This window comes from Imperialibacter sp., assembly GCF_040222815.1.
In the GTDB taxonomy this organism is placed as follows: Bacteria; Bacteroidota; Bacteroidia; order Cytophagales; family Cyclobacteriaceae; genus Imperialibacter.
This window is the reverse complement of record NZ_JAVKCH010000030.1, coordinates 89,857-109,676: the sequence shown is the minus strand read 5'-3', so window position 1 is coordinate 109,676 and position 19,820 is coordinate 89,857. Positions and strand designations below refer to the sequence as shown.

The window sequence follows — 19,820 nt, the reverse complement described above, 5'->3', positions numbered from 1 at the left end:
AACCGAAATATGTAACGATCAAATCTAGTGAAATGGCCTAAATCGAAACGAAATCAGAAACGAACCAATGGCACGTTTTGAACCGTTATGATTGGCATAGATAAACTGATATGGGTGGCCTATTTCGAACTGGAATATCCACCCTTTTCAGGCGACTTCCCATTGTAAAATATGTAGGTCGTTTCATTTAAGTTTCGCTTCCTCTCAGCATAGTGAGTTATAATAGAATTTGTCACAGAATACCCATGCATCGTGATTGTGAAATTTTGGCCCGGTGTAACAAGAATATTATCATCCAATACCACAGGAACTCGAAAAGCCAAAAGGATTGGTTCTTGATTATAGGGAGACTCTAATGGGTTATATAGTGTATCTGCGATGTGATCACTCAAAACGGAGCGTATGCTTTCATCACTAGGGTATGCCCTTAAAATACTGTTTAAGAAAGAATTATTTTCGGACTCGAATTCCCCTAGGTATTTTGAGATAAGCGCTTGGTCATTAAGATCTTTGTTCGAAACAACGCCACTGGTTAACTTCAGGTCTATAGGTGCTGCCTCCCTGTTGTTTTTGCGAATTTTATTCAAGAATTTTATCAACTTACCGCCATCGTAATAAAGAGCGCTCATCGCCCCCTCCTCATCCCCATCAAACAACGTCACCACATTCACCGGGTCGTGCACGTAGTCCCACTGGTATTTGTAGAGGGCGGTACCCTTGGGGGTGTAGTCCATCAGGTTGTTGGTCTGGCTTTGGGGCAAGCCCTTCTCGCTGAAGGTGTGCTCCAACCTGAATACGCCATGGCCCAGCTCGTGGGCAATGGTTTTGGCCAGGGCATCGTCGCTGGTGCCGTGCACGTCGGTAAACGCAAAGCCCCACTGCTTTTTGCGGGGCATATACCCCTTCTTGCCCAGCGTTTCCGCTTTGTCAACCAAAAAGATGTAATACGCATCCTTGTCCCTGTCATGCCCCTGCAGGTAGGCTTTGATGAGGTCGTTCATCTCGGCGGTGTAGTTGGACAGCATGCCTGTTTCAATATCGGCCAGACCTTCGGCCGTACTATTCCATGTGTCAGGTAGGGTCACACTGGCCAGCACCTGCACCTGCCATGAAGCAACTGCAGGCTGGTAAATGGTGTTGAGCTTTTGCTGCAAGCTAAGCAGGTTGAAATTGGTACCCGCTCCGTTAATGGGAACGATCTTTACGTTAATGATCTCCTCATCGTAGCTAATGGTATTAAGCAGACCCATGGTCAGGCCATTGTCGGTGGAGGTGAGTGCCAGCACTTCGCTGGTGGTGCCGTCACTGCCGCCCATCAGCGATACTTTATAGGTACTGGCATTGCCGGGTGTGGCGGTAAGGGCTACACCGTTCATTTCGAAGACGGGAGAGGCATCGCCGCCTGCCACGGCCGTTACCTTATCGGGTGCATTGCTTTTCAGCGACTTCCAGGCAGTGCGCACCGTTTGGCCAGCAATTGTCGCTGTGGGGTAATCAGCTCCCAGCTGCTCGTACACCATTTGGTCGAAGCCGTAGGTTGGCAGACTGGTATTATCGGGTGGCGCTGCCTGAAAAGTTACCAGGGCCACGGCGTCCTGCGGAGAGGCTTTGAGCTCTACTCGCTGCAAAGCCGCTATCAGCGCACTCACTACCGTTTCTTTGGCCTCGTTGGGCGTGGCGAAGGTGGTGTTGCCCAGCTGCTGCTGGCTGGTGGAGGCAGCAATGGAATCTACCTCGGCCTGACTGATGCTGAGCAGCTCGTAGACCTGTGACGTTTTGCCTGTGAGCTCCAGCCGGGTGGTGTAGCCGGTGGGTGGCCCTTCGGTGGAAGCAGGCACAAAGATGATTTTGGCGGCCAGCAGGTTATCAGCATCCGCTTTGTTGATTTTACCGAGGCGTTGCTGCTTGAAGATGCGGGGCCAGAACTCATCGCTGTCGATGTAGCCGATGGTGAGCACCTGGATATTGTTGCGCTGCATGAAGCCGTCGGTAAAGGCGGTGAGGCGCTCGTCTTTGGCAATGCGACCCAGTGCCAGAGAATGCGTCAGCCGGGGCAGGTCAAACAGACCCTTCATGATGTTGCGGGCTTCGGCTTCCGATATGGTGATATTGTCGAGGGTGTCGCCTTCTTGTGGAGAGACGGAAGGCCGCTGGGCATGGCTTTCTGGAACAATTACCAACAGAAGCACCCATAAAATCAGGCAGAATACAGGACTATATACCTTTGATATCATGCCAGCGGAGATGAAATTAATAGATAGTATTCCGCTATTTTAAAAAATGATTTATATGAAACCTCTTGTAAAACTGACTCCATACGGCTAAAAATAGGCAATAGGCTGAAATACTCTAATGAGATATTAAAATACGTACTTATTTTTTATTTGCAAATAGGGGTTGGTTTTTGAGGAAGAAGGTAGTGCAAAGAACGGCAGGTGGAGTTTTGGGTGATGGTGCTTCGGTGCGAAGGGCTATTACCCATCGCAGTGATATACCACTCCGTCCGGGCCCCTTCAGGGCTCGAATGCGACCTGCCGCACCACCAGTCCCGTTAGGGACGACATGGCGGTAACGCTAACTGTGCCCAAGAGTAAAGCAGAGCGAGTGCCGTAGGTACGGCATATAGAAACCACGTCGGGCGTGACTTTGGTGCGAAGGGCTGTCACCCGTCGCATGGGTATCTCACTCCGTACGGACCCTTTCAGGGCTTGATAGTAGCCAGTCGTTGCGGCACCACCAGTCCCGTTAGGGACGACATGGCGGTAACGCCAACTGTGCCCAAGAGTAAAGCAGAGCGAGTGCCGTAGGTACGGCATATAAAAAAATATCGCCAGGCAAAGAGTAAAGCTAAGTTGCTAGCAGCCACGCCCTCCACGATCCCTTCACTTCGATCCGGCCGATTAAAGAGGTTATTCCGTGCAGGAGTGTATAGAGTAACCTCTTTAATGCTTCACGTTGGGATTAAAGAGGTTACTACTTGCAGGAGCGCACAGAGTAACCTCTTTAATTGGGCAAAAAAAATCCCGCAGCTGCCTGCGGGATTCTAGGTTAGGAACTGAGTCCGGGGTTGATGTATCATACATCCTCCTGGTTAGTTCCCCAATCGGCACCGGTGCCATTAAAATCCAGCGGCGCCCTGCTGTACTTGATCGTTTTCAGCTCGTCACGCATCTCATCGCTGGGCGTAAACAACACTTTGCTTTTAACGATACTGTAGTTGCCCACCTCTTCAGGTGTTTCGTAGCCTTTGCTACTGATGTTTACCGAGAATCGGCCCAGCTGCCCCAGGTTCACCGTGCGACCATTGCGCAGGAACTTGGGAATCAATTCAAGGAAGTTCTCGATTACTGCCATGGCATCTGCCGTGGTTACGGTGCTCCGGGAGGAGATCTCTTTTACAAGCTCTCTCAACGTTGCTTCACGCTCTCTGTAGATTCCAGCGTAGAACTTGATCTGCCCGCCGCCAACCACTCCGGGTTCGGCTCTGCGGATGATTTTATACATTACAGACATAACTTTAAAATTTAGAAGATTTAACCATTTATTTAAGGTGTTTCACCGGGCAAGCCCATGCCCTCCGAAGAGTTTTCTGCTTATTGTCAGGCGCATGCTCATCGCATTGTCAGGAGGGTGGGTTCGAAAACCTGGTCTCCGAAGGCACCCCGATACGTGGGCGCCCAACGAGCAGACTGCATGATCTTTACTAAGTGAAACGGTAACGAAAGTTGGAGTCCCGGCCGGGGTGTTGCCAACTGACAATTGGGAGCGAAACGTGATTCGTTTGAGGCCTCAGCGGAAGTGATTTTTACTCCTTGCTTGTTGTTAATATCAAAACCAATATTGATGCCAAAAACTGAAAAAGAGGTCCAATTTTTTAAAAATATTTCTATTATTTTTTTGAGAAAGAGAAAATAAGTTGTTCACTCTTTTTTTCTCGCCAAAAGCCCAACCAAAACGCTCTCAATTCGTTTGATGATTTGCTTCATTATAGGCTATTTATTCAATATCAATCGATTGAAACTGTGTAAGCGAATGAAAGTTTTATTGAAAGAAATGAGGCATAGACGTATGGCATTTGAAAATCCGGATACTACTTTACTGGATAGCACTATTTGAAGTCGACTTTAGCTGATAGACATTCAGCAATATGCTGTTCTTTTTGTGTTGTTTTACTAATGGAGCTACCTCCAATCGTCGCTCTTTTTCGGGTTGCGCAAGGCCCACCCCCTGGGTTGAGCAACCTCTACCCCCTGGGTTGGGCAACCCCGACCCCCTGTATTGGGCAACCTCTACCCCCAGTATTGCGCAACCTGACCCCCTGGTATTGCGCAACCCCGAAGCCGCCATTGGGCAACACCGGCGCCGGTGTTGGGCAACTGCCCTGTCGCCCTTGCGCAATGCACCCACCCGGTGTTGCGCTGCTGTGATAGCCGGGATTGCCCTGCACCTGTAGTGGAGGTTGGGCAATGCCCTGAAGCATGATAAAAATGACCAAATCCGGCAACTCGACAATGACACAATTGAATGGGGCATATCCCAAGGAAATAACCAATCTGCTGCACACAGATATTTTCTTCAATAGGAGCCTCAATGTTTATCGGCATCGTACAAGAGGCAATTATTTAACTATATGGTGTACTGGATGGCCTCATTTTTATATATTAACAAATCACAATTAACCGATAGTGTCGCATTTGTTATCAATGACTTGCATCTTACTATGATTAAAAAGATTTTCCCGCTAATGGGTATGGTCGTACTGAGCGCCACCCTCCATGCACAATCCATGCTTTCTTCCTCCCTTACAATGGAAGAAAGTCGCATTGGCTACTACTTTGAATACAACAATTTAGTGTTCAATCGCCTCGAGACCATGTACCCGGAGTTTGAGCAGCTCAGCGACCCTGAATTGATGAGTGTATATTACAAGCACCAAAAGGTTAACAGGCTGGCATCGGCACTGGCAGTGCTGGCGGGAGCTCAGGTAGGGTTTGGTGTAACTGGTTTGGTGATTGAGCAGGATCGGGTGGGCAAACCAATGCTCTACACTGTTTTAGGCACAGGTTTACTCTCTGTCGGTATTACGGCCTGGCTCGACCGAAGAGGCCGTAAACATGCCCGTGATGCTGTGAGCCAGTACAATGGTTTGGTGAAGGTGAGGGTGTTTTAGGGAGATGGAAAGCACCTAGACCTCCAATATAGTCTTTAATGAAGTCTTCTTGCTGATTTCCCTTTTTGACATACTTAAACTATACCAGCCGACAACTTGTGTATAAGCCTCTCTGAACTCAGCACTACTGAACTTCCAAACACTATATAGCTCCCTGATGAAATGGTTGGGAACTGCATCAAGCCTTTGAATATCAATCATAGCCGCCAGATGAAGGCTACTTATAACACTCACTGTGGAGTCCACCTTTCTTATGGCAGTATGGAAGGTTTTGTCATCCGCTAAAAAATAGGAAGAGCTGACACTCTTTTGTTGCGCTATCGCTTCCGCTTCACCTTTGTCGATACCAGGAGTTGTTTCTAATACTACCTTAGCGAGAGTGTCAAATTTGGTGCAAAGCCGGTAAAAGCCATAGTCAGGCTTCAGCCGTTCCAGCACGTAGTTTCGGTCGGTGTGCCGATGTGCGCCTCTGGCAAACTCGTTTTTAATTTCTGTAGGGATCAGAAGATGCGGAAAAAGGGATCTCAATTTATCCCAAATGGGATATCGTGCTTGTATGTGAGTGTAGTAGATAAGACTCGAGGTATCAATAATTATGGGTTGATTTACTCTCCTATTTGCCTTTTCCATCTCCCAGTAAAGCGCCTAATAGCAACAAGCCCAAACCTGCTAAAAGAATGCCTCCCAATACATCATTCCCCTGGGGTTGCGGGTTTTTCTTTGACCCATTTTGCGACTCTATCTTGTTAAGAATGGTCTGCAGTATTTGCTGAGTTGGCTTTGATGAATCGATAAAAATCTCAGTGCACATTTCTCCGCCTTGTAAATTCTTACCTACCTTAGAATCATACACAATAATGATCTTTGCTTTATCGTGCAGGTGCTCGAAGGCAACTTCTATTTCTTTTTGTACTGCATCGCTCAACAGCGAAGTAGAAAAAATAATAAAGTAATCTGCCAAACGAATGCGGTTGGCTGTTTCCGACGATACCAATGGCCCTCTGAAAGCAGACCTATCCGGCAATAACATATTGAAACCATGCACCGCCCCAATAGTGTGAAGCCTGATGGCCAGTGTTTCTTCAAACTCTACGCCGGGATTATAAGAAATGAATACTGAGGGTAACTGTTGCATACTTAGATATAAGGGAATAAGTAGCTAATAGGTTTCAAATATAATGGGTTAAGAGAACACAGCTATCACTTATTTGATATACTTCCTAAACGCAGAGACCATCTGAAAGATTAGGAAAGCTAGGCCTATTCTATGCAGTGCATCCCAGGTAAAGGCTCCAAATTTATGGTCAATATAATCAAATGACCGTTCCAGAACCCTTGCAGGGTTCAGCATCTGGGGCAGGAAGTAGCTATACTGACAATAGGTATCAAAGGACTTCCCAAAATCAATTTCGTTTAATGGATAAACATTGGCCATTGACAAATCGGATGATGCTGAAATTACAATTGGGAAATACATAAATAAGGTCAGCAGAATCAATATACCCAACGGCTTAGACCAGTTGAGCCCCATATCGTTCGTGGTGCTTAAGCCCAACACTATGCGGTCTTTGTTGTACCAACGTTTGCTGTTTCTTAGCTCCTTTCGATAATATTTAAGTTCCAGGGACTTGTAGTCGGTCGAAAGGATTCTATCTCCCTGGTTGTCAGCTGCAACACGCAATTGGCGATATATTTCCTTCTTTCGAGCATTAAGATTTTGTAGCTGTTGTTTTGCCTTCGAATTAATTGAATCAATAAATTCGGTTGGCAGGCGGCTGTTGTTCTCTTTGGCTCTACTAAAGTTGGAGTGCTTGCTTAAACTGAAAAGCTGCTCTTCATTGAAAATATCTCCGCCAGAGAACTCTATTTTCGTTAAGATAGAATTGTAAATATCTACCCTTTCAAATGAGGTGAAGCCTACGTTGAGAAACAAGGTATTTCCTAATGATGAGCTTACAATTTCAAATGCAGATTCGACCGGCTGCGAACTACAGGACGAGAAGATTAGCGATGCTTTATTGACGAGGTTTTCAATTAATATTCTCTGAAACCAACATGATGTAAAGGTTACATTTGCTTGTGTGTTTTGCCCAGATAGCTCAAGACGATGTATCTCATTAAAAGAAGAAAATGAAAACAGCCCGAAGCTCGAATTGCTAAAGGGAATTCTAATTAGATCAACAGAAGTTTCAAATCCATTAAATTCGAAGCCCTCCCCGGTGTGCGAGTCCATTATATGAATCTCTTTTAATGAACCCCTCATATTCTCGACACTGTTATTCCTAATATCCACAACAAGCCTTCTTTTAAAAGAGTCAGAATAGGACGTGAAAGTGCCTATCTTGCACGCTTGAATTTTAAAATCGTCATCAAATTCAGACTCATTAAATGTCAGGTTTGACAGATTACATCCAATCACAAAAGCATCTCGGTAAAAGTGAGTTTTCAAAATAGAAATCGTGCCATTCCTTATGAACTCGATTCTTGGCTTGGCTTTCATTTGACAATAGTCTAAATGGATTCCATAGCCGTCCCTAGCCTCTATGTCATTGATATCAAATAGTGTCTCTATTGTTGAGTGGCTGACAGAAATTCCCCCTTCTTTAAATTCAGAATGAACCACTACCACTCGCCCTATTACCGACTCATTTCTGATAGTAATCCCCCGTTCAAAGGAACAGCCATTACCCACGATCAGGTCGCGGAACTGACAGGTGTCTAGTATAATTCCAGCATTATTTGGATCAAAGCTTCTATTATAACCCCAAGTTTTCGATCCTGAAAATCCTAAGTTTTTACCCGTGCAATTAATAAACTTAACACCAACGCCAAGATCACACCCATTTTCAAACAACAGCCCTCCTCTAAACTCAATACCGATAAGCGTCAGAGATTTAAACTTACAATCAATCGGCTTGACAACGATTTCATCAACAAAGACAATACCTTGGCTTGGATTAGATTCATGGCTCTCCCTACTTAACCATCGAAAGAATTCACTTTTATCCATATTGCTAGTACCTCCGCCATTTGACAAATACACTACAGCCGATTCTTAAAAAACTCTATAATTTCTTCCGCTTCATTGATCTGATCATACCACTCTTCTCGTACCTCCTTTGAGTTGACATCTCTCTTGACTCTGGATATAAACTCTCTGAAATCAGGATTCATCATCAACTTATCGACTGTATCCCAATCTACCACCTCATTTTCTTCCGGTGGAAACAATTCGTCAGTACTATCGGGATCCTCCAAGTCCAGTAGAAGTACGCCAATGCCAAATGATCTGGACAACCTTTCCAGTTCGATGAGAAAATCCCGGTCTTCCCTCACATTCGCTGTCACAAGGTAGCCTTGATGCGCCCAGGATGAATTAGAGACAGCCTGGAAAAAACTCTCCCGTAGATTAGAGAAAGATAGCTTTATCTTAATCTCAAAAGAAAATAAGCTGATTTGAGCGTCTCCCATTATCTGGCTTAGGTCGTATACATCATTTTTTCAATGATCCTGCGGAAAGTAGCAAGCTACCATGTCTGGGTGAACCCATTCTCCGTATTCCTTCTTGTTAGATTTAGAATGACTGATTGTTTTCGGAAAAGCACCGAGGTGGTTTCTGACATGGTAAGCCAATACCTGATGTAAATCCTTCTCCTTATACTTTGACACTTTCGGAGCCTCCTCGCTATCGGCCGGTTGGCTCTCATTGATCACAAGTGTGCTGGCGGGAGTAATATCAGGGAGATAAAATCTTTTTGGACGCTCGCCAATGGTTCTGAAATTGTTGTTCCCAGGGTCATTTGCGGCAGTGTACATTCTGGCTCCTAGGGTCGCCTTGGGGGTTTTGCCCTTAGTAACTAATTTTTGGTCGTACGCCTTACTGACTGCATAGTCCCACACTTCTGAGGCAGTCATTGGCCGATTGTTTTCAATCAGCACCTTTCGAGCGAGTTCAAGAAATTCCATGTCGATTCAAAAAATATGCTACACCAAGGTAGCATATTTGAATCACTCATTTATAATTTTCTCAACTCTTTGGAAATCTCGTTGTTCTGAAAAGTATGAATGCCATTTTGAACATTTGGCTCGAAGTAAGGTCTGTTTTTTACCGATCTTGCAATTTCCGCTGGTTCAACAATTGCTTCGGTAGTCGACCTGGTTGACGTGGCCACCAAGAAATCAAACTCCCTCAACTCATCTGGCCATTTTATATCAAGCTCGCCATCTGCTGTAAGGCTATAAAACGATGGATCCTTCTGGAAAACCTCATATCCGACCTTGTTAACTGTCAATTTTTCTCGCCAAATATTAATGTGGGGTTGTTTTTGTTCAGCCTCTACTTTGGCTGGGTTGAAAGCAATGCAGCAAACGCACCAGGCTGCATTGTCTTCCCTGGAGCCTTTGATAAATTGCGTCCCCGCTCCCTCAGCTCTTGAAAGAGACTCGACTTCTGTGATAATGCCCATTGCGTCCAATCCATCCCTTTGAAATGGCACGAACTTCCCGGTACCGAATTGACTCCCGGGAAGCGTGTTATCGAATACCATGGTGTAGATTTGATTCCCACTCTTTGGATCCCCGGAGAATCTGCCGTAGCGGATTGGTACCCTTACATTAATGGCCGCTCCCATTTTGAGTCTTTGAGACCGCCAATCCTTCCTAATGTCGTCTCCTACCTCATTCAGGTGATCCTGCCAAAATAGGGAGCCGATGATGAGTACGCCACCTTTCATTGGCTGCCGCTACTCAAACCTCACGTCCTCCTGAAGCACCTCCGAAACATTAAGTACTGGCAAAACAACGTGGTTAAACTCTGTGCCTTTCAGCTCTGCATGCAGTATGCCCCGTGCTGTACTGATGCTCATGGCGGCAAGGTGAGTCAGAAATGCTTTTGGTACTACAATAGCACCGTCTTTACTCTTAAACCTGTCGAATGCCTCCGGCTGTACATCAAAATCCATTTTAATTTTAAGTATGATAAACGGCGATCCATTGAAGGAAAAACTCACATCCAGCAATGTGACAACCAGATGATCTTCTTTACCTACGCCAAAGTTGAACGTGCTGGTAAACTCTGCCTCGTCACCTTCTTTGTAGGCGCTTTCCATGGTGGCGAATTGCCTGGTTGCGATGGATTTTATCTGAAAAGGTATAGGTGCTTCTGCCATAACTAAGCTGCAGCTGGATAATCTGACTCACCTGCACCGGCCTGAATGGCCGGCGGCACACTTGTGTAACCACCAGGCTTAAACTGGAATGCCTTTTCCGCTACCACTTTCTCTTCTATAGTCGCCTTGAAACCCTCGCTCATTTTCACTTTCACTGTTTGCTTTAACATCACTTTAGCAAGGGTGACCTTCAAAGACTCTACATTGTTTTCTACAATGATCTCATCGCCGCTTAAAGAAGCCACCAGCTTGATATTCAAGGCTTCCTCCAGCTTGCAGATTGTTTCAAGCGTCAGGTTTTCACCGCCCTTAACGATTTTGCTAACCTGCTGAGGAGATACCGCCATTTCCCTGGCGAGGGCGGCCTGCGACATGTTTTTTTCATCAAGCACTTCCAATACCCGAAGTGCAATGTCTGCCGAAAGGCTTAGCCAGGCTTTGTCCCTTCGTCTTTGGGCCACCTCTTCTCTCCAGTTGGACTCTGGCTCGTTAGATAATAGCCTTTCGAAAGCAGTTGTTTTTGGTTTGTCGCTCATAGTTCCAAATATCCTAATGAATCATCCGAAATGTCCGATTCCAGTTTTTTCCTTAAAAGCTCAAGTTTATAAAGTTCCGTTTTGAGATGAGGCCTGGTGTTCATTGTTTGTGTAAGCTTGATAGCCCCACCCGTGATAATATATTTGCCGTCGTAATGAACGGCATAAATTCTCAGCCAGGTTTTTGGCCGCTCCACCCGGGTCTTCTGCGGTTGATTGTCTTTGATTTCCCCTTCACGGCCGAAAAGAGGTCGAAATAATTCTGAGAGATTGGTGCCACCATAGTCCAGTAAGTTTTCGAACAACTCATTTGCGTCCTTCATCGCCAGTTTTACAGCTCCCGCCAGTTTCAAGGGCTCTGTCAGCGCATCCAAGTCCTTTTTATATTGCCTAAAAAACTTATAAAGCCATTCTGTATCCTTCCATTGATATCGCAGTTCATCAAAAGCTCTTACACCAGATTCCTCGTACTCCACCTGATACAATTTCCCTTCGATGACCGGAAAGATACGGGATATACGCATGATATCAACCTATAGGTTTACGTTTTTGTTCAAAAAGCGTATCATTTCTGTCATATTTCTGTAACATGGCCATGGAAAGTCAGTGAAATAGTGGTGTAGTGGTGGTGTAGTGATTCCATATTGCTCTGTTTAAGAAAGTACACATTCACCCTGTATCAACTTCCACCACCTTCCTTCCCTTCTTTATGGCTCCTGTCTTTTCTCCTTTAATTCTCTCCAGTAACACACTCGCCGGTTCATCATTGGGATCTTGCGGCACGAGCTCGCCTTTGAAAGCTTTGGCAAGAATAGCCTGGGGCAGGGCGTCTATTTTGGCTTTGAGGGATTGGTATTGGGCTTCAATTTTGTCGGCGATGGAGAAAAGAGATTCCACACGAGATACAATTTCTCGCTGTTCGTCAAGTGTCGGTACGGGAATTGGAAATGATTTAAACATCGTCAAATCAATTCTAAGCCGAGTCATTCCAAAAGAGATTTTTGCAATTAGGTCCTTGCATATATTCGAATTGAAGAAATACTTTACGTAGTCTACTACTATCAATGAATCATCCAAATCGGATTTCATTACATCAGGAGTTACCATTGCAGTGCCTAAATTCCTAGGATAAATTGTTGCATCTCCTGGAGGATCACCTAGCTTCGTAACGAGTAGTTCGCCTCCTGTAACAGAGTACTCTTGATGGTATTTTTTCCAAACATTCTCATCCATAAAAGTGGGCTTTGCTTGATTGAAGCCTTCTGGCTTCACATGCCTAAGAAAGATAATTGGGACACCGTCGGATCTGAAATCTTTAGCTTTGAAAATTGTCCCAAATGGGCCAGCACTTATGGAATTCGAACCATCTTTTGTAAGTTTTAACTGAGGAACCCAGTGCCAGCTTTCAGGCAGCGTGTATAAAACTGAATTTTCATCAAATCCTTTCTGACCTCTAGCTTGAACAGGTTTTAATTTCTGGTAATGTTTAAGGTTAATAGTCTCGATGAAACCTAAATCTAATACGATCTCTTTCCTCCACTCCTCCGTCAACTTCCCCGTCACGGCCTGGGTGAGGACCTGCTGGCGGAAGTTTTTGAGTAGTTGGGGGATGCGGTCGAGGCGGGTGCGCAGGGCCTCCAGGTGACCAAACAGCGCATCCAGCTTAGCCACAATGCGCTGCTGCTCGGCGAGTGGAGGTAAATTTATTGGGTGCCCCTTAATGATAGTCTGGGAAATATTTGGCTGAGCTCCACCTTTTCCCTTGTCTATAAAATTTTGCCTTTGTTGCTTTAGGTAGTAGTGCAAAAAGTCATTGGTAGTAGCTTCCGTAGGCATTGCAACTGCACAAGCCTGATTTGTAGTGGCATCGATCCCCAAAATGGCCGTTTTTCCTATCGTAGCACCATACATAGCAATTACCACACATCCTTTTGGAAACAACTTTGCACTTGAGTTCTTCAAGCCCTCTAGTGTTATAAACTCGCTTGATTCATTTATTACCGAATCGTTTAAGTCTCCAGTTTTAATCCAAGGTATGTCACCTCCATAATATTCAGACCTAGAGCGGTTGGGAGTACCTCCAGATCCCCACACGGCAACATCAGCCAGAGATACTTCTGTCCATCCTAATGGTAGGTTTTCCATCATGCTAATAGCTCAATAATTTTCCTCAATTCCTGTTGAATATCAGAAAGCTCTTCTAAAGCCTCCTTAGCAATATCTAACGGGTCTCCCAGTCTCCCATTTTTGTTCAGGCTTTCGTCCTCAATCAATCCAATGTCCAGCGAGTCGTTCTTAACGGCTATCTGGTCCCGGGTAAAGCATTGCCAGCGGGGGTCTTTTACGGCTTTGCGCTTTTCTTCGTCAATGCCGCCGTCGTAGTCGGTCGCCACCTTGTTCAATTCTATGCCTCCGGTGTATGCCTTCACAAAACCATCAAAGGCCTCCCGGCCAAAGAGCGTACGCTTGCCATAGCTTGGGGCATTGGTGCGCATGTCGTAAAACCACACTCTCTTGGTGTTGCCGGTTTCTGTTTTGGCCCGGGTAAAGAAGAGCACGTTGGTTTTTTACCCCTGCCGCATAAAAGATGCCGGTGGGCAATCGTAAAATCGTGTGGAGGTCGCATTTGTCCATGAGGTCACGGCGTATCTTCTGCCCGTCGTTGTCTTCAAACAGCACGTTGTCGGGCAGCACCACGGCGGCCCTGGCGGTGCCGGTGTCTTTGCGCAGTGAGCGGTAAATATGCTGCAGGAAGTTGAGCTGCTTGTTGCTGGTGCGGATGGTAAAGTCGTCACGGCTGGGGCGCTCCCCGCCTTGCTTGGTGCCAAAGGGAGGGTTGGCCAGCACGCCATCGTAGTTTTTAAAGGTTTTGCCCAGCTCCGACATGGAGTCGCCCATTACTATGGGGCTTTCCAGGCCGTGTAGCTTGGCATTCATGAGCGCCAGGCGGTGGGCGTCCTGCACCAGCTCGCAGCCGCTAAAGGCTTCGTTTACCTGAAAGTCTCTTTCCTTTTGGCTCAGGTCGTAGTAGTCGTCAGTTTTTTCCCGCAGGTATTCGTTGGCGGCAATCATAAAGCCAAAGGTGCCGGCGGCAGGGTCGTTCCAGCGCTCGCCTACCTTAGGGGCCATCAGGTCTACCATCACATTAATCAGGGGCCGGGGAGTAAAGTACTGCCCGGCGCCGCTTTTCTTTTCGCCGGCGTTCTTTTCCAGCAACTCTTCATAAATGGTGGCTATTTTGTCTTTCTCCCTGTCTTCAAACCAGTCGATCTGGTCAATACTGGTGATGAGGGTGCGCAGATTCACCGGCTTACGAAGGGTGGTAGAAGCGTTGGTGTAAATCTCGGTAATGGCGGCGTTGGTAGACAGCTTGCTGATGTTGGCCAGCAGGTCACGGTAGGTGTCAAACAGCTCCTTGTTGTCTGTTAGTCCTTTCAACTTCGACCAGCGATAGGCTTCAGGTATGTCCTGGTCAAACTTCTTCACCTCGGAGAGGCGGAGAAAGAGGATGTAGGTAAGTTCGTTGAGGTACTGGTGGTAGGTGACCCCGTCGTCACGCAGTACGTTACACAGGTCCCACAGTTTCTTGGCTATTTGTTCAGCGCTCATTTATTTTCGTTCATTTGAAACTCACTTACTTTTTTTATCACGTAACCACCTTCCGGAGCCGGATTTTGAGACCAGCCCTTCGGTCTGGTTAGACAAACCCCTCAGTCCTGCGGACAGCTCCCCTTACTAAGGGGAGCAGCTGAGCTGCTAGCGGATAATTCGCTGCGCAGATCGGGGGTAGATAGATGCGCTACTTCAGTTGATAAAGGTTTTAGGTATTGACTAGTCATTCATATAATCTCTTTCTATTTGTTAATCAGTACTCTCAATTCAATTTCACCACTGAACCACCTTCCGGAGTCGGATGCCACTCCCCTCCTTGTGAGGAGGGGTGGCCAGCGGCCGGGGTGGTTTGTTTTTTAAACCACGGCTGCTGGGTTTGACACCTGTCCTGCGGACAGGTAGACAAACCCCTCAGTCCTGCGGACAGCTCCCCTTACTAAGGGGAGCAGCTGAGCTGCTAGCGGGTAGTTCGCTGCGCATATCAGGGGTGAGGAGGTTGGGTGAAGTTACTTTTAATGGCATGTAAAACATGCTCTATTGCTTCGAACACCTCCTTGTTCTCAAACCTAATTACTCTTATCTCATGAGCATTCAGCACTTTTGTCCTTTCCTCATCGTACACCAATCCTTCTTCTGTAAAATGGCCTGCACCGTCCAATTCTACCGCCAGTCTTTCTGAGGGACAATAAAAGTCGATGATATAGTTTTCGACACTGAACTGCCTCCTGAATTTTCTACCTTCCAGTTGTTTGCCCTTAAGGTAGTTCCATAATGTGGCTTCTGCACTCGTTAAATTATTTCGGAGTTGCTTTCTGTAGCCTTTTAGTACCGGTCGGTTGTAGATACGGTCATCTTTCATAGCGGCTATGCTATATCCGTGTACAAGTTATTATTTAGCCGGGCCATCACATCAGTCAGCTGGTGCTCGAATATCTTGTCCAGCCTGTCGAAACCTCCAGCGTCGTCGAAGGGAGAGTCGTTCAGGTCTTCTACCCGCAGTACAGTTTCCTGCAAGAGCTGTTTTTCTATCCGGTCTATCCACCTCAACTGCACTTTGTTCCATTCCTTCATATGCCGGATGTCATTCACTGCTTTTTGTATGCGCTCCTCGTGGCTTACAAGAGAGCTACCGATGGCCATGGTGCGGATAAATGAAATGATGTCGGCGGCAATGTCTTCGTTTTTGGCATCCTTCCATGCTGCTACCAGCGATTTGGAGTTGTACCCTTCCTGGTCAAGGGCTATCATCAGCTCCCTGAGCGACTTTCTATCCAAATCGGCCGGGCGGGTGCATACGATATTAAGCGCCGAAATTTTATTCTGGTTTTCTTTAATAAAGCGGGTAAAGTTCTCCAGATAGTCTTCAGGCTTTTTGGCCTTGCCATAGCCTCTTTCGGTGCCCTGGTATGTGTCTTCATGATCGGACACCAGCATAAAGGTGGGGGCTGGCTTAAACTCATCGAGGAACTTCCATAGGCCGCCAAGTCCTGCAATAGCTTTGGCTGTTTCTTTGCCGGGTTTTTCTTTGAGCATCTTCACAAAGTCGTCAGAGCCTATGCCCTTAGAGGTGTATTTGAACTTCTCCTCGCTTTCTTCTGTAAAGTATCGCTTCTTTCGCTGCAGCTTTCCAAGAATCTGCTCTATCTGTCTTTTTGTTCTTTCCTCGCTATCGATATGCTGAAGTTCGTCAAACAGCTGCTTAAAAGTGGTGGAAGGGTTGGCCACCACTGGCTTCATTTGTGTGTAGTCCTGAAGCGTCTCATAAATCTTCACCGCATCATATATCTGAAAGCTCTCCTTGCCAATCTCATCGCACCGGCGGGTAGCACGGCCGAGCATTTGTTCGTAGAGAATGCGTGATTTTACCCTCCTGAGGAAAACAAGGTTGCAAATGGCAGGCACGTCAATCCCTGTGGTTAGCAAGTCAACCGTAACAGCAATGTTGGGGTGCTTCTCATTCTTGAATCGGGTTAATTGCTCCTGAGGATCATAAGATTTCCCGGTGATCTTTTGTATAGCATTGTCGGTCACGTCGATGCCTATGCTACTGAACTCTTCTTTTAAGAGGGCTACCACCAGGTCGGCATGCTCGTCGGTGGCGGCAAATATCAGCGTCTTTTCATCGCCTTCAGGGTCGAGCGCTTTTACCAGTTGCTGTACCACCACCCTGTTGAAGCTTTCGGTGATTACGCTTTTATTGAAGCCGGTAATATCGATTTTCAATTCATCCTCCAATGCCTCCAGCTCAATAATTGCATTCTTTTCGGCGTCTATGGCTTTTGGCTTTTGACCTTTCTCCCACACTATGCCTTCTTCGCTTAACTTGGTCTTGATTAGATGAGGCGGGTCGTGGTCAATCAAAAAGCCATCTATTACAGCTTCCCTGTAGGAGTAGGCATAAACGGGAGAACCAAAGATCTCTTTGGTGTGCAAGGCGGGGGTGGCGGTAAGGGCAATAGCATAGGCATCGAAATACTCCAGCACCATGCGGTATTTGCTTACATAGTCGTTTTGGTTTTTGAAATGTAAATCCCCTTCCTCTATCTCTTTGTCGAGCAAATAGCCCCTATGCGCCTCATCAATAATAATGCAATCATATTGATCTACCGGAGGCACCTCGCCTTCGCCATCGTTGTAAAAAAGCCGCTTCACCATTCCCTGAACGGTGGAGAAGTGGAGGCGGGTATCCATTTCTGGGGTTATGTCCTTGAGTTCCTTTACGTCGTAAATTTCAGAGAACGTGTTGAGACCGACAATCTTATTGTCTTTGAAGTGGTTTGATGCCTGGTTGCCCAACAACGTGCGGTCAACCAAAAAGAGGATACGTTTGAACCTGTTCGACTGAATGAGCCTATAGCAAAGCCCGATGATGGTGCGGGTTTTTCCAGTGCCCGTTGCCATGGCTATTAGCGCTCTTCTGTCTTCGGGATGTTGAATAAGTTTATTCTCTACAGCTCTTATGGCTTCAAGCTGGTATTTCCTCAGCCTTAACCCAGTCTCATTGCCCAGGTGGTCGGCACTTTCATTTTTGAGTTTCTCTTCCGATTCCTTCAGGTCTCTTTCGTAAAGCTTGACGAGACCATCGGGGCTGTACCAACCTTGCAGGGGCCTGGAGTTGTTATGCTTTTGCCGGATATCCAGAAACCAGATGCCGCTCTTGGTTTTTATTTGTGCCAGGTAGGGTCGGCCGTTGGTTGAGAAAAGAAAAGGCACTTTGTAGCTGTCCCAGGAGCCAAGGAGTTTTGCCTCGTTGTCCTGAGTAACTAGTTCCGCATATACTTTGGATTGCCCAAGGTCGGTAGATATGTCCGTGGAGTATTTTTTCGCTTCAACTATTCCATAAAGTTCATTGCCTACAAATAAGGCATAGTCGATCCATTTCGACTGGGCGGGCCATTCGGCAATAGCCATTTTCCTTCCCCGCTGTGGTAGTGTTTTGCGGCTTTTGTAGTTGAGCTCTTTTGTGTCTGCTTCCCAGCCAGCCAGCCGCAGGTGTGCGTCGATCAGGTCTCTCGTTTCGCCCTCCGACATGTCTATTTTGCGGGCAGCAGTTTGGGATCTTTCCTGTATCTCCTGCACCTTTTCTTTTGGCAAGCCAGAGGTGTTGCGTTCCTCCATGAGCCGGAGGAATTTCTGCTCAAGCTCCTTAAAGCTCCGTTCTAATTCGTGCAGTGCGTGCCGGGCATCTTTATTGTCGGGTACATGGAACCTTACCTCCGAAATATCTTTGTTTTCTTCAGAGTAGGTTTGATAGTACCACTTGCCCACTTTGAACGCTGACAGCAGGGTGCCTTTGGCATCGTCAGGTGTGCCTTTGTTGTCGTGCACGGCTACGTTGCCCTTGTTCTTGATGTTGAAGAGCAGGTCTTTTACAGTGGCTGGGAGCACCGCTTCAAACTCCAGCGTTTTTAACCTATTATGAAACGAGTTATCGTAGGGGAATTCAAGTTGGTGAGCTTCAAAAAGTAATTCGGTTACCTTCTCTCCAAACTGTCGAAGTTTGAACAGACAAGTGACGGGGTCTGTGTGCAGGTTGAATTCAGCTGCCTGCCCAATATTAAAGAGGAGGGGAAACTCCTTTTCTAAGTGTAAAAAATTGGAATCGGCCATAATAAGATGTGCCCTTGCGCTCTATAGCTTCTTTTTTCCAGTCGACTAAATGTTTGCGAAAGATGACAATTAAATAGAGGTTTTAACTACCAAAAAGCATGAACCCTCTAAATTGCCAAACTAAATCTAAGGAATTGCTGAAGTTATTGGGTGTTTAGTAGCTAGTTTTTTGACGGATGGGTAAAAAGAACAACAATTCAGGCTTTTGGGGCTTTCTTCTAGTGGCAACCTGCATAACAGCCTACGGCATTTGGATGATTGTGACCAACAAGGTGGCTACAGGTATCCACTCCAAGACTTTGCAGCCCACGGGTTTTGGTGGCCATCTGTTACTTTTCTTAGGAGTGGTATTCTACATTGTGGCCTACTTTAGCCTTTCACCATTCAGTAAGCTTCGGGAGTTTCTGGAAGGCGGCTGGAGGGGGAAAAGGAAGAGGTAACATAGTCTTGCATAAAAAAAGGATATGAGAAAGCACTTGATACTATTGACAGTTGCGCTATGCCATTCATCCATCCTATGGGCTGGCTGGTATAACTGCCGAACCTATGAAGGCGAGGTGGCTGGAGCCAAAGTGCACGTGTATCTTCAGTTTTTTGATAAAAACGGGGCTTCAAAGGACACTATTGCTGTATCCGGGATTTATGTCTATGACAAATTGAATGATCCTTTGGTATTGAAAGGGAACCTCATTAAAAGTGCCGTACTGGAGTTAACCGAGTATCACGATGGAGATGCCTTTGCCAAATTGACTCTTCAATGGACTGCAGACAGCCTAACCGGTACCTGGCAATCGAGTCAAAAAATGCACAAGGTTAGTCTTTCACAAATAGGTTTATTGACAGATGTTGATGAAGCAATTGTCAACCCACCAACCGAGATCCTAATGCGGGATTCGTTTCAGAGTGACTACTTTTTGGCTGTTTATTACAAGGGAAAAGATGACACTAGGGCCAGAATGTCTGAGCTTCGTGTTATCGACAAGAAGACCAGGATCGTCAAACACGTAATTAAGTTTGATAGGGATGACTGGCCTGTGGGGAATGTATCTACAGATATTTTTGAAAGCATCAGGGCCTGGGAACCTCCAAGAGTTGACACCCGTGCCCTTGAGGTTGAAGTGGATGATGGGCACATGGGGCAGTCGTACTTCATGACTTATGACCCGGTTCAGGGAAAGTTTGTGAAAGCCCTCTAAGCGCCATTTAAATGAGCGGATACATACT

At 46.3% G+C, this 19,820-nt stretch carries 20 protein-coding genes; 3 read left to right on the top strand and 17 right to left on the bottom strand.

Features of this window, described 5'->3' with window-relative positions; genetic code table 11:
- Positions 1 to 119 precede the first annotated feature (119 nt).
- The 3 genes from RIF36_RS17155 to RIF36_RS17145 all read right to left on the bottom strand — a co-directional run bounded on the left by RIF36_RS17155 (position 120) and on the right by RIF36_RS17145 (position 4,579).
- Complete coding sequence (locus RIF36_RS17155; protein WP_350149440.1) at positions 120 to 2,234, bottom strand: hypothetical protein; 2,115 nt, start codon at positions 2,232 to 2,234, stop codon at positions 120 to 122.
- 841 nt (positions 2,235 to 3,075) lie between these two features.
- Complete coding sequence (locus tag RIF36_RS17150) at positions 3,076 to 3,513, bottom strand: HU family DNA-binding protein (RefSeq protein WP_350127943.1); 438 nt, start codon at positions 3,511 to 3,513, stop codon at positions 3,076 to 3,078.
- Between the two features lie 730 nt (positions 3,514 to 4,243).
- Positions 4,244 to 4,579: a hypothetical protein gene (locus RIF36_RS17145; RefSeq protein WP_350127946.1), complete on the bottom strand. Its 336-nt coding sequence runs from the start codon at positions 4,577 to 4,579 to the stop codon at positions 4,244 to 4,246.
- 141 nt (positions 4,580 to 4,720) lie between these two features.
- Between RIF36_RS17145 and RIF36_RS17140 the strand changes: the two genes are divergently transcribed.
- Positions 4,721 to 5,170 (top strand): hypothetical protein, encoded by a 450-nt coding sequence (locus RIF36_RS17140; RefSeq protein WP_350127949.1) that lies wholly within the window; start codon positions 4,721 to 4,723, stop codon positions 5,168 to 5,170.
- Between the two features lie 15 nt (positions 5,171 to 5,185).
- Here the strand turns inward: RIF36_RS17140 and RIF36_RS17135 are convergent, their stop codons facing one another.
- From RIF36_RS17135 to hsdR, 14 genes are all read right to left on the bottom strand, one after another.
- Positions 5,186 to 5,800, bottom strand: a complete 615-nt coding sequence (locus RIF36_RS17135) for a PIN domain-containing protein (RefSeq protein WP_502880858.1) — start codon at positions 5,798 to 5,800, stop codon at positions 5,186 to 5,188.
- Positions 5,784 to 6,305, bottom strand: coding sequence for a toll/interleukin-1 receptor domain-containing protein (locus RIF36_RS17130; protein ID WP_350127955.1), 522 nt, complete (start codon positions 6,303 to 6,305; stop codon positions 5,784 to 5,786). The genes RIF36_RS17135 and RIF36_RS17130 overlap by 17 nt, the downstream gene beginning before the upstream one ends.
- Before the next feature lie 69 nt (positions 6,306 to 6,374).
- Positions 6,375 to 8,180 (bottom strand): hypothetical protein, encoded by a 1,806-nt coding sequence (locus RIF36_RS17125; RefSeq protein WP_350127958.1) that lies wholly within the window; start codon positions 8,178 to 8,180, stop codon positions 6,375 to 6,377.
- 32 nt (positions 8,181 to 8,212) lie between these two features.
- Positions 8,213 to 8,641, bottom strand: a complete 429-nt coding sequence (locus RIF36_RS17120) for a hypothetical protein (protein WP_350127961.1) — start codon at positions 8,639 to 8,641, stop codon at positions 8,213 to 8,215.
- Positions 8,642 to 8,671: 30 nt separating this feature from the next.
- Positions 8,672 to 9,136, bottom strand: coding sequence for an HTH domain-containing protein (locus RIF36_RS17115; protein ID WP_350127964.1), 465 nt, complete (start codon positions 9,134 to 9,136; stop codon positions 8,672 to 8,674).
- 50 nt (positions 9,137 to 9,186) lie between these two features.
- Positions 9,187 to 9,903 carry a hypothetical protein gene (locus RIF36_RS17110; protein WP_350127967.1) on the bottom strand — a complete coding sequence of 239 codons (717 nt, stop codon included), beginning with the start codon at positions 9,901 to 9,903 and terminating at the stop codon, positions 9,187 to 9,189.
- A 9-nt stretch (positions 9,904 to 9,912) separates the two neighbouring features.
- Complete coding sequence (locus RIF36_RS17105; protein ID WP_350127970.1) at positions 9,913 to 10,338, bottom strand: hypothetical protein; 426 nt, start codon at positions 10,336 to 10,338, stop codon at positions 9,913 to 9,915.
- Positions 10,339 to 10,340: 2 nt separating this feature from the next.
- Positions 10,341 to 10,874, bottom strand: coding sequence for a helix-turn-helix transcriptional regulator (locus tag RIF36_RS17100; protein ID WP_350127973.1), 534 nt, complete (start codon positions 10,872 to 10,874; stop codon positions 10,341 to 10,343).
- Entirely contained in the window at positions 10,871 to 11,398 is a 528-nt protein-coding gene (locus tag RIF36_RS17095) for a hypothetical protein (RefSeq protein WP_350127976.1), read from the bottom strand. Before RIF36_RS17095 ends, RIF36_RS17100 begins: the two co-directional genes overlap by 4 nt.
- Before the next feature lie 145 nt (positions 11,399 to 11,543).
- Complete coding sequence (locus tag RIF36_RS17090) at positions 11,544 to 13,022, bottom strand: restriction endonuclease subunit S (RefSeq protein ID WP_350127979.1); 1,479 nt, start codon at positions 13,020 to 13,022, stop codon at positions 11,544 to 11,546.
- Positions 13,019 to 13,384 (bottom strand): hypothetical protein, encoded by a 366-nt coding sequence (locus RIF36_RS17085; RefSeq protein WP_350127982.1) that lies wholly within the window; start codon positions 13,382 to 13,384, stop codon positions 13,019 to 13,021. The genes RIF36_RS17090 and RIF36_RS17085 overlap by 4 nt, the downstream gene beginning before the upstream one ends.
- Positions 13,311 to 14,483 (bottom strand): class I SAM-dependent DNA methyltransferase, encoded by a 1,173-nt coding sequence (locus tag RIF36_RS17080; RefSeq protein WP_350149436.1) that lies wholly within the window; start codon positions 14,481 to 14,483, stop codon positions 13,311 to 13,313. The genes RIF36_RS17085 and RIF36_RS17080 overlap by 74 nt, the downstream gene beginning before the upstream one ends.
- Before the next feature lie 484 nt (positions 14,484 to 14,967).
- A complete protein-coding gene (locus RIF36_RS17075) occupies positions 14,968 to 15,345 on the bottom strand; it encodes an endonuclease domain-containing protein (protein ID WP_350125622.1) in 378 nt (125 codons plus the stop codon).
- Between the two features lie 5 nt (positions 15,346 to 15,350).
- On the bottom strand, positions 15,351 to 18,596 hold the full coding sequence (gene hsdR / locus RIF36_RS17070) for a type I restriction-modification system endonuclease (protein ID WP_350125619.1): 3,246 nt from the start codon (positions 18,594 to 18,596) through the stop codon (positions 15,351 to 15,353).
- 176 nt (positions 18,597 to 18,772) lie between these two features.
- On the opposite strand from hsdR, the gene RIF36_RS17065 reads away from it, so the two are divergent.
- On the top strand, positions 18,773 to 19,036 hold the full coding sequence (locus RIF36_RS17065; RefSeq protein WP_350125616.1) for a hypothetical protein: 264 nt from the start codon (positions 18,773 to 18,775) through the stop codon (positions 19,034 to 19,036).
- 24 nt (positions 19,037 to 19,060) lie between these two features.
- Positions 19,061 to 19,792 carry a hypothetical protein gene (locus tag RIF36_RS17060; RefSeq protein WP_350125613.1) on the top strand — a complete coding sequence of 244 codons (732 nt, stop codon included), beginning with the start codon at positions 19,061 to 19,063 and terminating at the stop codon, positions 19,790 to 19,792.
- Positions 19,793 to 19,820: the final 28 nt, after the last annotated feature.